Annotated in this window: 13 protein-coding genes; 1 reads left to right on the top strand and 12 read right to left on the bottom strand. The window is 41.2% G+C overall.

The annotated features are described in order from the left end of the window. From KNL20_RS04125 to KNL20_RS04070, 12 genes are all read right to left on the bottom strand, one after another. A complete protein-coding gene (locus KNL20_RS04125) occupies positions 1-1389 on the bottom strand; it encodes an L-fucose/L-arabinose isomerase family protein (protein WP_230399367.1) in 1389 nt (462 codons plus the stop codon). Then, positions 1382-2347: a carbohydrate kinase family protein gene (locus KNL20_RS04120; protein ID WP_230399366.1), complete on the bottom strand. Its 966-nt coding sequence runs from the start codon at positions 2345-2347 to the stop codon at positions 1382-1384. The genes KNL20_RS04125 and KNL20_RS04120 overlap by 8 nt, the downstream gene beginning before the upstream one ends. Before the next feature lie 7 nt (positions 2348-2354). Then, positions 2355-3512 (bottom strand): MFS transporter, encoded by a 1158-nt coding sequence (locus KNL20_RS04115; RefSeq protein ID WP_230399365.1) that lies wholly within the window; start codon positions 3510-3512, stop codon positions 2355-2357. Between the two features lie 9 nt (positions 3513-3521). After that, complete coding sequence (locus KNL20_RS04110) at positions 3522-5069, bottom strand: response regulator transcription factor (protein WP_230399364.1); 1548 nt, start codon at positions 5067-5069, stop codon at positions 3522-3524. Continuing rightward, complete coding sequence (locus tag KNL20_RS04105) at positions 5062-6894, bottom strand: cache domain-containing sensor histidine kinase (protein ID WP_230399363.1); 1833 nt, start codon at positions 6892-6894, stop codon at positions 5062-5064. The genes KNL20_RS04110 and KNL20_RS04105 overlap by 8 nt, the downstream gene beginning before the upstream one ends. 42 nt (positions 6895-6936) lie before the next feature. After that, positions 6937-7779 carry a carbohydrate ABC transporter permease gene (locus KNL20_RS04100; RefSeq protein ID WP_230399362.1) on the bottom strand — a complete coding sequence of 281 codons (843 nt, stop codon included), beginning with the start codon at positions 7777-7779 and terminating at the stop codon, positions 6937-6939. Between the two features lies 1 nt (position 7780). Next, on the bottom strand, positions 7781-8686 hold the full coding sequence (locus KNL20_RS04095) for a carbohydrate ABC transporter permease (protein WP_230399361.1): 906 nt from the start codon (positions 8684-8686) through the stop codon (positions 7781-7783). 15 nt (positions 8687-8701) lie between these two features. Beyond that, positions 8702-10012 carry an ABC transporter substrate-binding protein gene (locus KNL20_RS04090; RefSeq protein WP_230399360.1) on the bottom strand — a complete coding sequence of 437 codons (1311 nt, stop codon included), beginning with the start codon at positions 10010-10012 and terminating at the stop codon, positions 8702-8704. A gap of 39 nt (positions 10013-10051) precedes the next feature. Next, entirely contained in the window at positions 10052-10852 is an 801-nt protein-coding gene (locus KNL20_RS04085; protein ID WP_230399359.1) for a ThuA domain-containing protein, read from the bottom strand. A gap of 65 nt (positions 10853-10917) precedes the next feature. Further along, on the bottom strand, positions 10918-11982 hold the full coding sequence (locus KNL20_RS04080) for a Gfo/Idh/MocA family protein (RefSeq protein ID WP_230399358.1): 1065 nt from the start codon (positions 11980-11982) through the stop codon (positions 10918-10920). A 24-nt stretch (positions 11983-12006) separates the two neighbouring features. Further along, the gene (locus tag KNL20_RS04075) at positions 12007-13092 is read right to left on the bottom strand and encodes a Gfo/Idh/MocA family protein (RefSeq protein WP_230399357.1); all 1086 of its coding nucleotides are present in this window, start codon (positions 13090-13092) and stop codon (positions 12007-12009) included. 279 nt (positions 13093-13371) lie between these two features. Beyond that, positions 13372-13590: an acyl-ACP--UDP-N- acetylglucosamine O-acyltransferase gene (locus KNL20_RS04070; protein WP_230399356.1), complete on the bottom strand. Its 219-nt coding sequence runs from the start codon at positions 13588-13590 to the stop codon at positions 13372-13374. 172 nt (positions 13591-13762) lie between these two features. Here KNL20_RS04070 and KNL20_RS04065 point away from each other — a divergent pair, with 172 nt between their 5' ends. Continuing rightward, on the top strand, positions 13763-14134 hold the full coding sequence (locus tag KNL20_RS04065) for an FAD-dependent oxidoreductase (protein ID WP_230399355.1): 372 nt from the start codon (positions 13763-13765) through the stop codon (positions 14132-14134). Positions 14135-14280: the final 146 nt, after the last annotated feature.

The raw sequence follows: 14280 nt of genomic DNA, 5'->3' as shown, positions 1-14280 counted from the left end.
CTACAGACTGTAAATTCCCTGTTCATGGGCATTGTCAAACACAAGATTCAGATAACGTGCCACCTCTCTCAATACCAGCAGATAATTTCCGTACGTACAGCCCAGATGATGGATGTATGGGCCAAACATCAGCTTTTCTTCCCAACGTTTCCAGTCATCCACTTCCATCCAGACATAGGTACCATTTGTATCTGGTCCTGTTGTTGTTTTTCCTTCTCCGGCGAATAAATAATATTTTCCATCCAGATCATCGAACCGGCAAACTGTGAGCTTACCCTGCCTTAGTAAAAAACGTTCCTGCCCGTCTACCATGCGTGCTTTTGAATCTTCGTCCTTCAAAGAGTATGGAAACGGTCCGCAATGCCATAATAATTCCGCATTGTTATTTTCCGGATGACGGATTGTCAGATCGGCAAGAAATTCAGACTCCTCAAACAGATTACAGGCTCGTAAAATTGCAAGAGAGATGGCACCGTTCACATCAGTTTCACAGGAAATGGGCAGACCCACATCTGCTAATTCACCTAAGATGGTACATGGACATAAACCAACCAACTCCGGAAATGCCGACCAGCATTCGAACGCTGCTGCTGAGCATCCTTTCTCCAATATGATTTCTTCAACGGCCACCTTTAATGCGGCTACCTTTTTTATCTGCTCCTCCGGCATCCCTGACACATCCATACGACCACATAAATTCTTGTGATAATCAATGTATTCCGGTTCGTTCTCAGCCATTACCCTTTCCATTCTCTTTGCAATCGAAACCGGGGAAACCGGAACGGTCGTAATACCAAAGCGTTTTAAGAGTGCCGCTTCATTTGTCATAACACTCATAAAGGGCTCAGGACGCTCACCGATTTTTGCGATACGGAGGCCTTTTAAGCTCTTTAGTACCATCGCTGTCCGAATAAAGTTTTCATATCCATCAGCAAACTCCCGGCTGTGCGTTTCACAATTGTATATGTAGCTGTATTTTATGCCGTAACGCGCCAGAACCTTGGTCGCAGCAAACATTCCACATTGTGTGTCTCTCCCTCTGGAAATGTCGCTGTTTGGCCTTTCATCACGATTTCCCCAAATCAGGGTTGGCAGCATAAATGCTTTTGCTATTTCTGCAACAACCGTTTCTTCTCCAAAATCACAAAATGGGATAAAAAGTGCGTTAATCCCTGCCTTTTTAAATTTTTCAATCACTTTTTTTGCATGCCGAATATCATAGACAATACCGTTGTCACACAGATCATCAATGTCTACAATTTCCACACGGTTACTTTTGATGTCCCGGATTACATCCATAAAGGCTTCTTTTTGTCTTTTCGCTTCTTCCATGCTTAAGAAGCTTCTTTTTGTAGGTGCAACTCCCAATACCAGTTTTTCATTATACATGTTCTATCCTTCTTTCATATTTTTTAACCCGTTTGTCCAGCTCCGCTGAATCAATCCTGCCTGTCTTCATGAAGGAAATCGTCGTCTCGTAATCAGGAATCCCGGCTCTTCCTCCAATTCTCGTACATTTGATTGCAGATACAGCACTGGCAAACTGTGTCGTTTCCTTCGCTGAAAGACCTTTTAACAAACCAACTGCAAACGCTCCGTGAAAGACATCACCCGCCCCCAGAGTATCCTTTACCTCCACACGATAAGCAGGCAATTCAAAGTAGCCATTTATGTCACAACCGCGCGCTCCCTTTTCTCCGAACGTAAAAACAACGATTTCCGGTCCTCTTTTAAAAATACTCTTTATGTTGTCTTCATAAGCTTTCTGTTTCTTGAAAAGCTCGTTATAGACGAATTCCGAACCGACAAAGATATCTGTCATTGGTATGAAGTTTTCCAGACTCTCCGTGTAGGAATCCGCATCCATAAGCACCTTAACACCCGCTTCCCTTGCGGCCTTTACTGCTTTTTTGGTTATTTCATCCACAGTCGCAATAAAAAGATATTTCGCATTCGTCAGGCATATCCCGTCCAATTCATCCATTGAAAGACTTTCTGCATTTCCGGGGCGATACAATATCGATCGGCCCATTGTATGTTTATCACTAACCACAACAGAAAATCCTGTCGTTGACTGATTGCGTAAAAATATATGGTTTGTATCAATTCCATGCTCCTGAAAATCTTTAATGCAAAGATTTCCGTATAAATCATCACCTACCGCCCCCACCATAGAGCATCTTACGCCAAGTCTTGCTGCTGCCACCATTCCGGTAGATACTTTTCCTCCCCCCTGCCAGCTCAGTTGGTTCATTCTGGCCGATGAATTGGGACCCGGATACTCATCAAGATTCACTGCCAAATCCCAGCAGGGCATATCAATTCCAATAATATCGAATTTCATCATCTTCTCCTTATTCCAGCTTTAATTCTGACACTCTCTTTTCATGATACATACCAAGCATACTTGTTAATACAACCAGAGTGGATGCTGCCACCCAAAAGGACTTCTTAAATCCAATGCTGTTCACCAGGATTCCTCCGACAGATGTGCCTATGACAGCCCCGATTCCGGTCTGCACCACTCCCAAAACCCCCTGTCCAAGAGAGAACATGCCCTTTTTCACATTTGTTGCGATATACACTGCTGCGCAATAATATACGGTCATATAAGTCGTTCCCTGCAAAATCTGTGCTAAGCCTGCGCTCAGCAGTGTTTCACCAGTAAAGATAAAAATTCTGAGAGCCATCATAAAGCAGGAAAACATCAGCACCCTGACTTCTCCAAATTTTTTTCTTACCTTCTCAATAATCAGTAAAACCGGAACTTCACTGAGTGCGGACAGGCAGCTCATGACTCCAATTTCTTTTTGTGACTGTCCCTGTTCGATTAAATAAGGTCCCATAAAGCCAGAATAAAAGCTAAGCCCGATTTGACTGATTAAAACGAAGGACAACACCAGATAAATCTCCTTGCTTATAAAAATATTATGAATGCCCATCCTGGTTTTTTGACCTGTTTTCCGGATACTCCTGCTCCTGGCAGAGTCCCGGGGTAAAAAAGCAATCAGAATCAGCAATATTGCATACCCGATACTGCTTAAAGCAAATTGCATATCCGGATATTTTTTTAAGAGATTGCCCGCTATGACTGCCATCACAGAGAATCCCAGCGTTCCTCCAAGCCGTACAATAGAAAAAGGAATTCCCAATAATTCAGCCTGATTGATAATAAGTGCATCACAAAGGGGAACGACCACCGTCATAAACACATTTACTGCCACTGCCGCTATAAAAAAAATCCGAAAACTGTTTCCCGCATAATAGATGAGCATGCTTAGTCCGCTTCCGGCAACAGCCAGTGTCAGGACGAGTTTTCTTCTTCCTGTACCATCACTGAGCCTTCCCCATAATGGCTGAACAATAATTGCAGTAATTGGTCCTATCATCAAAAGTACACCAATCTGTGCCGGTGTAATCCCATTGCCGGCATAATAAGAACTGATAAACGGGGCGTAAAAAACACTGCTTATATAGACAAATGCATTGATTAAAAACAAATGCAATTCCATCTTTTCTTATCATACCTCCTTCATGAGCGTAGCCCGATATTCTTCCGGTGTCATTCCAAATGCCTTTTTAAAAGAATGGATATAATGTGAAACATCACGATAGCCTACCTCAAAGGATACCTGCCCAATAAGCAGATTGTTATCCCTCAGAAGCACCTTCGATTTTTCAAGTCTGTACTCAATCAGATACTTTGAAAAAGAACGCCCCATCTTCTTGCTGAACAGACGGCTTAAGTACGAATAACTCATAAAGTATTTAGATTCAGCCAATTCCCGCAGACAGATATCCCGATAATAATTTCTTTTCACATATTCGACTATGTCTTTGATAACAGTGCTGCTGCACGCATTGCTTTCAGGCGTGCAACACGAATACAGAATCGTTTCCTCTATCCACGCCTCAAGGTCTGAAATCCGGTTGAATCTATACAGATCATATCGTCTTGAAAAGCTTAATCTGCTGTCATCATCCGTCTCTTCCACGGCTTCACGGGAATTGTCGCTCAAAATTTTCAACAGGTTGATGACTACCTTATATAAACTCTGCACCGAGCTGCCGTTATTAACAATTTCAGTTAAAATGTTATGAATGTACTCCATTCCTTTCGTATAATCTTTTGCAACAAGTGCTTTCGAAAGATTAGGAACCCACTGTACTTCTGACATTTCCCTTTTTTCCAATACCTTTGTGAATACATACAGCTTATTCCAACCGTCAATCAACCGCTGGTTAATGGCATAAATAGACTCATTATATGCCTTATAAAGATTCTCCCTATCGTAATACACACGACTCATTCCGGCTGTAATTCCCTGATTGCGACAGACGAATATGTAATTAATCAGTTGGTTTATCTGTGCTGAAATCTCATCGACCGTATTCGCCTCTGCTTTTGAGTCCCACAACAGAATATAAATATACTCGTTATTTATCTTACTGAAAAACCCCGTGACACCGCAAAAAGAAAGTCTTTCTTTCAGTAATTTATATATGTTTTCTACTTCTTTCCGGTTTTCCGACTGTATCAGCAAAACCCTGTATACCGCCTTCTTTTCTAAAAACTCCGGAATGATCTGCTTTTGCAGTCCCGTATCTTTTGCCAGGGATTTCATGGTTATATACTGCTTATAAATAGTATCCTCCACCTTGAGCATGAAATCCTCATTTGCTTTTGTGTCATCTTCAATTTTTGAAATCATCTTGTGCAATGGCTCTAGCAGATTATTTCTGAAAACCGGTTTGATAATATAATCCTTTACATTATATTTTAATGCCTCTCTGGCATAATCAAAACGCTCATGAGCCGTAATCAGTACCACATACATACTCGGATAATTTTCATACAAATACTTTGACAGCTCCAATCCATCCATATTTCCCATTTGAATATCCGACAGGACAAGCTGTATATTCTGATTCTCTGCCAAGGATACAATTGCTTCTTCCGCACTTTCCACATCTGCACACACATGAATGTCTAACTCACTGCTATTTATGATTTTTACGATGTTTTTTCTGGCGTATACTTCATCTTCAACAACCAACGCTTTAATCATCTCGCCACTCTTTCTCTTCCGATATTTCGTCATTGAAGCTAATATGCTTAAGCTTGATTTCAACGATTGTATTCAGATTCACTGTGCTTCTTAATTTGATTGAACAATCATTTCCATAATAATTCTTAATTCTGGCAATCACGTTTTTAAGCCCGATGCTTTCCTCCCATTTGTCCTCATCCAGAATTGTCTGACTGTCAATCTCATGTTCCAGCATGTAATTAAGCTTTTCCAGCTTCTCTGGTTCGATTCCTTTTCCGTCATCACTGACATACAAGAACAGACAGGGCTGCCGCATAACAGCACTTATACGAATATGGAGACCTGATTTATCCCCTTTTCGACAGGCATGTTTAAAAACATTTTCCAGTAGTGGCTGGAGGATAAATTTGATGATTTTTTCCTTGAGCATTGTTTCGGGCACATCATACTGTATTGCTATTTTATTCTGAAAACGTACTTTTTGAATTTCAATATACGCATTGGCAATAGCCAGTTCTTCCTTTAACGTTACCAATTTTGTACCGCGGATATTGTATTGCAGAATCATGGATAGATTGCTGGTCACATCAACCACCTCCCGGAGATCATTAATTTCTGCAATTGAGCCGATAACGTTCAGGGTATTAAATAAAAAATGTGGGTTAATCTGATAACGCAGTGCAATGGCCTGGGTATTTCTCTGATTCTTTTCATATATGATCTCCCGGTCAATGTAACGGTTCACCTGTTCCACAAGGTGATTGTAGCTGTTCATCACACTGCTGACTCGTTCGCTCACAGGTTTTTCGTAAGTGACCAGCTTTAAGGAATCTCCGGAAGAATAGGTGCGAATGTCTGCTTCAAAATGGATGAGTGGTTTCAGAATTCTGACATTGATCCAATAAAGCAGAAGCAGCACAATGGCAAAGACCACAACTAATAAAAACATAGTAATCTGATTTGATTTGTTCAAGTCCTGCAGTATCTCTCCTTCTGTCCGAAGTTGTATAATGGTCCACCCGGTTAGAATGTTCTCCTTTTTTGTAACGTAGACTTTTCTTCCATCACAGGAAACATTACTTACTTTATTGCTTTTACAGTCCTGATCCAGAATGTTTTCTATAGCTTCCTCTGTACATGTACGTGATTGCTCATACCCATCTCCATATATTGAAAGAACAGGTCTCCCCTCATAAAAAAGGTAGAAACATCCTTTTTGATTCTTCACACTCGTTTTCAGCACATTAAGCAGCGCTTTGTAGTCAATATCAATACACATCAACGCCATCTCACTATTTTCATAAGCATACATTGGGTGAATCGCCGTAATTACGGTCGTATTATCAAAAAGAGAACCCTTGTTATATTTTTCCGTATAATACGTCCCTTTAAATTCCTTAGGAATATTTGCCTCTTTCTGTGCTTCAATAAACTCCAGATATTCAGCAAAAACAGAAGGATTATTACTGTATACATTCCCATATTTTGAGATGATTGTTGCCTGCTCTATACCCGGATTCCACCCGACAATATGCTTCAATGAATTGTCCATGTACAGGGAATCTTCAAGCCTTTTCCTATAATCTGTCTCTTTACTGTCGGTCAGAAGGATATCACGGGCTGTATAATCAAAATAATGAATTTCATAGAGCGTTTGCATACTTCCGAGAAAGTTATCAAGAACCGTGTCGATATTATTACTGATATTCACCATGTTCTTCATTTCCGAATTCTTAATATCTTCCCGTTTGAAAAAATACGAAATAACACTTATCATCAATCCCATGAATATAACAATGATCAGGCCAATCAATATTTTGTTTTCTATATAGCGTTTTTTCATGATATAGATTCCCCTTGCAGATTTTCCAGCCCGATCCGAAAATCATGATTTTACTGCTCCCTGGGTCAACCCTGATATAATATGCTTCTGTGCAAAGGCATAGATTACTAAAACAGGTATCATCGAAACTAAAAAAGATGCAAAGGCCATGTTGTAATCGTTTGTATATTGCCCTGTAAAATTATACTGAAACAGCGGCAGTGTAAACATCTCCGGAGAGCGGTTTAGTAAAAGCAGCGGCATTTGAAAGTCATTCCAGACCCATAAAACATTCAAAACCATAATTGTTGCAAGTATTGGCTTGATCAGCGGCAGCACCACCTTTACATACCCTGAGAACGTCGTACATCCATCGATATAGGATGCTTCTTCCAGATCTCTGGGAACAGCTTTTACATAATTGACAATTAAAAATACGCCCTGCGACGAAGCTAAGGTTACGTGCATGATAACCAGTCCCGGTATGCTGCACAAATTCATTCTCCCCAGATACATAACAAGAGGTACCATGATGACCTGAAAAGGAACGAAAATTCCTATAAGCAGTACATAATAGATATTGCGATAATACTTGCTGCGATCCATGCTTCTCGCAATTGCATACCCACACATCGGTATCGTTATAAGGATTAATGCGACCGATGTGACGGTTACCTTGAACGAGTTCAAAAACGATAAACCTGCATTTCCTTTTTGAAAAACATTGATAAAGTTTTCAAAATTCAATCCACTTGGTAATGCAAAGAAATTCTCGGCGGACTCTGCCGGTGTTTTAAATGCAGTAATAACTGTTAAAAACAGCGGATATAAGATTACCAGCAAACCCGCCAGGAGAAAAATATAGCATACGGCTTTCATCATTACACTGCCTTTACTTTTACCCATACTACTCACCTACCTGACTTTTATTGGTTATTTTTAACGATAATGCCGCAACTGCAGCCACGATCACGAATAATACCATCGATTCCGCAATGGACCGGCTGAATTTTCCCTCCGCAACCGCATGCCGGTAAATCAACAGTCCGACCGCCTCTGTGGACTGTGCAGGTCCTCCGTTTGTCATCACCTTAATATAGTCGAATATGGTAAGTCCTGCCTTCGTCTGCGTGATAACTACTATGTTTAACGTCGGAAGAAGATATGGTAGTGTAACATTTCGAAAACGTGCCCATCTGCTTGCGCCATCCATAGTAGCCGCTTCGTACAAATCGGAAGGGATACTCTGCAGGCCTGCCAGAAACAACACCATTGGCTGTGCACAGCCTTGCCACAGATTTACAATCAAAATTCCCCAGAATGCCAGTTTCATATTTGCCAGAATGCTGCTGGATAAAGCCTTGATTCCCAATGCCTGTCCCACCAGCGGCAGTGCTCTCAGAAACAGTTCGTTCCAGATAAGTCCCACGGTCAGCATACTGATGACCGCAGGAATAAAATAAACAGATCGGAAAAATGTGGAAAAACGTTTCACATTGTTCAGCGCAAGCGCACATACCAGAGCAACAACAGTAATACCAATCACTATAGCCGCAGTATATTTGATATTAAAAAGCAAAGCCTTTCCAAAGCGGTAATCCGTTAAGACCGACGTGTAATTTTTCAGTCCTATGATAGAGTATTCTTTTGACAACCCGTTCCAGTCTGTAAAACTATAATATAACCCAATTGCCATGGTAACCAGGAAGAATACCACATAAAGAATCATGGTCGGCAGCGTAAACAGAAACATCGTACTTCGTCTCTCGGCGTTGGCTCTGCGGTTATTATCTCTATTTCCTATTCTGTTCATCTAATCACCAACTCTCTAATTCGCAGATAAAGAATCTTTGTAATCTGCTGACAGTTCCTTAAGGAATGCGTCTATACCCCCGCCAAGGAGTACACCTTGTAATTTACTTCGCTTTGTATCCTCAAAGCCGGTCGGTGTAGGAGCTGCATCAGATACAGAACCATGTGCGTCTACATAGTCAAAGAATTCTTTGAACTGCGGTACATCAAAGCTTATACCATCAACGCAGGAAGGACTCTTATCATTATCCGTATAAATCTGTGCACCTTCCTCGCTTACGCAAAATGCAAGAAACTTATCAATTGCCTCCATTTTCTTTGGGTCATCCTTCATTTTTGCATTTACACATAAGCCGGTATCCGGTGCAATGACTGCCTTCATATCTCCTGCATCATTCGGCATCATAGTCATTGCTACATTCATGTCCGGATTGCTCTTTAAAATGGCTGGTAAAGCCCAGCTCCCCTGAGGGAACATCCATGCTTTTCCTGTGGCAAACTCATTAATTCCCTGCTCATATCCGAGTGCAAGAGAGTCCTCACTCGCATAGTCCATAAGTTGCACCATCTTTTCCAGTGAAGTTTTATACTCCGGATAGGTGGTAAAATCCGCTTCACCCTTGTTCATCTTAGCGTAAATATCTTTGTGATCACCCAGATCTTTGCTCTCAATATTTCCCCAAAGCTGTGAAATCACCCACGTTTCTTTGCCAGGCAGTACAAAAGCAGTTTCCCCTTTTTCTTTAATCTTCTCTGCAATGTCAATCAATTCTTGCCATGTTGTCGGCGGTTTAAATCCTGCCTCTTCAAATTTGTCCACATTATAATACAGACCCATGAAATTCAAATTATATGGAATCATAAAAAGTCCTTTATCCGTCTTCAGAGAATCAAGATATGTACTGTTTACGGTTGAAAGATAATCCTTATCGGACAGATCCAGAAGAAGCCCCTCATTTTCGAACTGAATAAACTGTGCATTCGTTGGCCAATGGTTAAAGATATCGGGCAGATTATCACTGCTTGCTCTTGTCATGAGCACCTGATCTGCGTCCGGAACAAGATTCTGTTTTATTTTGATTCCTGGATTCTTCGCTTCAAATGCTGCAATAACCTTGTCATATGTTTCCCCTGCTTCCCTTTTGCCCTGAACAAACTCAATCTCAATCACATCTCCATTACCTGCAGCTGACTTACTTCCTGTTGTTTCGTCTCCGGCTGTATCCCCATTTGCCGTATCTTTGCTATCTGTTCCCCCACAAGCTGCTGCAGTAAAGAGCATTGTCATTGTCATGAACCCGGCGATTAGTTTTCTGGATATTTTCATAGAAACCTCCCTTATATATAATCCTATATAATTTTATTTTTATTTCTGATTTGCAGGGTGATCATTTTCATCCAAAAGAAGGAAATTATGATCTTCCAGCTCGTATTTTTCCAGTGCAGGTGTATTTGATCCTCCACGGTCAATTTTACAGATGCGGTTCACCGGGCAAGCCCATTTTACGGCATTCGTAATAATCGTCTGTATTTCCGGCTGATAATAAACAGGGAAAGTTTCATGTCCGTTTTGCAGATAGAAGATGTTCCCTTCACCTCTTCGCCATGTACATCCACTGCGAAATACCTCACCTCCCTGATACCAGGACAGGAAAATAATCTGGTCGGGATTCGGAATACCAAATGGCTCACCATATGTCTCATCGTGTGGCACCGTAAATGTTTCTTTTATTCCTTTAGTAATCGGATGATTTGGTGCCAGATTCCAAAGCCGTGCCTTTTCACCGGCCTCACGCCAGCGAAGCATGTAAGTCTCCGTCCCCATAAGCTTCTGAAACAGTTTTGATGCATGTCCGGAATGAAGAACAATAAGTCCCATACCGTCAATAACACGTTTTGCGCACCGATCGACAACCTCATCACAGACTTTATCGTGCTTTGCGTGCCCCCACCAGATCAGAACATCCGTATCATCCATTGCTTCCTGAGTCAGCACCTCTGCGTGATCGTAAAGCGTTGCAATGCGAATATTTCCAATAGCATCGTCTTTTTCAAGAAAACTTTTGAGTGCTCCATGAATACTTTCCGGATAGATGCTTTTAAGGGCCGGTTTTGTTGTCTCATGAAAATTTTCATTGTAGATTGTTACATTGATTTTTCTATCCATTATAAATTTCTCCTTATTGAAATAATAGTATCATTGCTTTTGTTTTATAGAAATCCTGTTTGATTTTACCTATCATAGGAATCTTCGAAGCATACGGCTTTACCGGTATTTCCTGATTCAAAAACGGCTTCCATCAGGGTCATAATCCGCAATACTTCTTCCATCTTAATCAGGCTTTTCTCCTTGCCTTCAATAACCTTCATGACATTCCGGTAAAAGTCCCTGACATCGCTGTCTGCAAGCGGTAAATCTTCTTTTATGATATTTTCCTCTTTGCGGGGAGCCATGGTCTTTGTCGGCCCCGCTGCCGTAAGTACCGGTATTACATCCTTCTTTCCATTTCCGCGCGCACGCACAATTGTCCCGGGAACTGCAAATTTATCGATTTTCGCTGTACCATTGGAACCACATACATACCAACGTGGCAAGGGTATGAAATTGCTGGTACCTGCCTCAACCAGAACTTTAACTCCTGACTCCATGGTAAGTTCCACAGTGAAACCGTCGTCTACCATAAGATTGGTCACATGAGTGAGCGTTGCGTAAACCTTCTTGATTTTCTGGTCAGGAAACATCTGCACCACCTGATCAAACAGATGGACACCCCAGTCGAGTACCATTCCTCCACCGTGCTCCTTGAACTGGCGCCACTGATCCGCAGGAATACCTATAGAACCATGCACACGCGATTCAATACGGAAGATATCCCCAAGTTTATCCGTCTGAATCAAATCCCGCACCATCAGGTAGTCCTGATCCCAACGACGATTTTGATGAATAGTCAAAAACCTTCCGGTCCTTTTGGCAGCCTCCATCATATCTCTTACTTCCTCGCCTGACATAGCTGCCGGCTTCTCACATACAACATTTTTACCTGCTTCCAGTGCCCGAATGCTGAACGGTTTGTGTAGATCGTTCGGAGTTGCTACGACTACAATGTCAACACATTCATCTGCCAGAAGCTCTTCCATGCTTTGATAAGCCACGAGTCCTTTATTTTTGGCATCTTCCTGCTGTTTTTTATCAATGTCGTAGACACCTGTAACTGACAGGTCATCAATAGTTTTAATCAGATCATAATGCCAGTGACCCATACCGCCGAAACCAATCATTGCTAAATTATGCCGCATATACAACCTCCTCCTGCATTTATTTTAAATAACAATCTTGGAACCTGTTTCAACTGCTTCCAGTGTCTTATCAACCAGCCGTGCATTCACAACTCCGTCTGCTAAGGTTGCCGCAAGGCCATCCCCTGTTCCGTTAATGATATCTGCAAAGCTCTGTAACTGATCACTGAAGCATCTCTCCGGTATCGGTACAGTCCTAAAGCAATGGCCATCACGCATCGGGCGATTTCCTATATTAATTTCAAGAGTATCCCCCGTCTCATCTTCCAGGTTGTAACGAAGTGCTCCTTTTTCACCGTATACTTCCACTCTCTGATAATTTCCACGCCCATAGGCAAAACGTGTAATGTTCAAAGCGGTGGCTATTTTATCTTCCAGCTGCCCTGCGATGGTGATATAATCATCTACCGTAACATCCCCCATACCACTTTCATCAATTTTCGGACGCTGTTTAATAAAGGTATCTGCATCCGCATGAAAATATACGAATTCTTTTCCGGTGATAAAGCGTACCAGATCCATCAGATGACATCCCAAATCCCCTAAAGCTCCTGAACCCGTATGTTCTTTTATAAACCTCCATACAAGAGGTGTCATCTCTCCATCTTTTGATGCACCGTTTAGTCCCCATGACTGCAGATATTCTCCATTTATATGGTAGATAGTTCCTAACTGGCCACTCTGAACGATTTCTCTTGCATAGCGTGCTGCACTTTTAAAGCGATAAGAAAAGTTCACCATATGTGGAATCTTTTTTTCTTCTGCCAAATCAAGCAGCCTTTGAACCTCAACCTCTGAGTTACAAACCGGTTTTTCCACCGCAAACGGAATTCCACGTTTGATTGCGGCCATTGTCACTTCATAATGAATATCATTTGGTGTGGCTACTGTAATTGCATCCACCAGACCGGAATCCATCATTTCTGTGTAGCTCTCGAACCAGTTTTTCTCCTCCACTCCGTAGAGCTTTCCTTTTTCCTCCATTCTCTCGGGAAGAATATCGCAAATCGCCGCCAGGCTCAAATCCCTGCTTGCGTTGATACCCTTCATATGTACGTTGGCAATGCCCCCGCACCCTACAACACCTACTCTGATTACTTTTGCTGCCATACGTAAAATCCCTCCTTCATTTTTCGCCCGACCTTTACGTCTTATAGTTGTTTTTTTTAATAACAAGGCTTTTTCAATACATCTTGTATGGAATAATTACATTATATCAAAAGATTTTTTTCACTCGTATGATTTTTTTGACCACGTATATGTAATTTTTTTTACCTGTTTCATGCATGTTGTCGATTTTTCAGACAACAAAAAAGCTGTGCACAGCTGATTTAAATCAAACCGCTGCGCCAGCTCCTTCATGTAAATGTAGCTTTCGTTTTATATGTTTTAGTTTATAGGTGAAAAAATATATCTTTCTTTTTGCCCATTCGTCATAACCGTATAGAGCACTGAATCATCTTCCCTCTCTTCTCTCTCATACGTGGAGGCTTTGCTTATCCGTCCTTTCAGATACGTATCAAGATTATCAGTCTCAATGTCTTCAATTTCCGAATCCGGACGCCCGTTGCAAAGATCATAGACTTCGTGAATCAACTCATATTTCATATAAATTTACCTCCTTCAGTTTGCTTTTTTCTTCATTATAATGCAATATATCTGATATGTCACGAAAAACATAAATAATCTTTATATTGTCAGACCTCTTTAAACATCTTAGGACCACCTGGGAAGCAAAAAAGCTATAAGCGCAATTGATTTCCTGGTTGATGAGAAAAAAGTGGGAGAAAAGATTGCCATTATTGGTGGTGGTCTTACCGGATGTGAAATAGCCTATGAACTTGTACTTCAGGGAAAGAAACCATATATCGTTGAAATGCTGGATGATATTGTTAAAGTAATGGGCGTAAGCGCAGCAAACTCTAATATGCTGAGAGAATTAATCAGATATCATAAAATACCGGTTTATTTAGAAAGCAGCTTAGTTGAAATCGCTGATAAAAGTATTATAATCAAAACTGCAGAGGGAACCAAAACAATCGAAGCAGATAGTGTGATTACTTCCATAGGTTATAATCCAGATGTCAGCTTAGTTAGTGAAGATAACGAACATATTCATATAATTGAGGATGCAAAAAGGTTGGAAATCTGAAGACCACAATTTGGGGAGCAGATGACCTTGTAATTACTATGTAGGCAGATATCAAGATCAATATGTACAATAGCCGGATGACTTTTATTTTTGAAAGCACCCGGCTATTGTACAGCCTCCTTTTATTCCCTGCGTTAAGCCCACTC

Origin of the sequence: Novisyntrophococcus fermenticellae (assembly GCF_018866245.1) — a bacterium.
Taxonomy (GTDB): Bacteria; Bacillota; Clostridia; order Lachnospirales; family Lachnospiraceae; genus Novisyntrophococcus; species Novisyntrophococcus fermenticellae.
The sequence above is the reverse complement of the archived record's forward strand: the minus strand, read 5'-3'. Positions and strand labels throughout refer to the sequence as shown.

Excerpts from the sequence above, each read along its gene's own strand:
- KNL20_RS04095 (WP_230399361.1), bottom strand. The coding sequence starts at position 8,686 with ATGAACAGAATAGGAAATAGAGATAATAACCGCAGAGCCAACGCCGAG.
- KNL20_RS04085 (WP_230399359.1), bottom strand. The coding sequence starts at position 10,852 with ATGGATAGAAAAATCAATGTAACAATCTACAATGAAAATTTTCATGAG.
- KNL20_RS04110 (WP_230399364.1), bottom strand. The coding sequence starts at position 5,069 with ATGATTAAAGCGTTGGTTGTTGAAGATGAAGTATACGCCAGAAAAAAC.
- KNL20_RS04115 (WP_230399365.1), bottom strand. The coding sequence starts at position 3,512 with ATGGAATTGCATTTGTTTTTAATCAATGCATTTGTCTATATAAGCAGT.
- KNL20_RS04090 (WP_230399360.1), bottom strand. The coding sequence starts at position 10,012 with ATGAAAATATCCAGAAAACTAATCGCCGGGTTCATGACAATGACAATG.
- KNL20_RS04080 (WP_230399358.1), bottom strand. The coding sequence starts at position 11,982 with ATGCGGCATAATTTAGCAATGATTGGTTTCGGCGGTATGGGTCACTGG.
- KNL20_RS04100 (WP_230399362.1), bottom strand. The coding sequence starts at position 7,779 with ATGGGTAAAAGTAAAGGCAGTGTAATGATGAAAGCCGTATGCTATATT.
- KNL20_RS04105 (WP_230399363.1), bottom strand. The coding sequence starts at position 6,894 with ATGAAAAAACGCTATATAGAAAACAAAATATTGATTGGCCTGATCATT.
- KNL20_RS04070 (WP_230399356.1), bottom strand. The coding sequence starts at position 13,590 with ATGAAATATGAGTTGATTCACGAAGTCTATGATCTTTGCAACGGGCGT.
- KNL20_RS04125 (WP_230399367.1), bottom strand. The coding sequence starts at position 1,389 with ATGTATAATGAAAAACTGGTATTGGGAGTTGCACCTACAAAAAGAAGC.
- KNL20_RS04075 (WP_230399357.1), bottom strand. The coding sequence starts at position 13,092 with ATGGCAGCAAAAGTAATCAGAGTAGGTGTTGTAGGGTGCGGGGGCATT.
- KNL20_RS04120 (WP_230399366.1), bottom strand. The coding sequence starts at position 2,347 with ATGATGAAATTCGATATTATTGGAATTGATATGCCCTGCTGGGATTTG.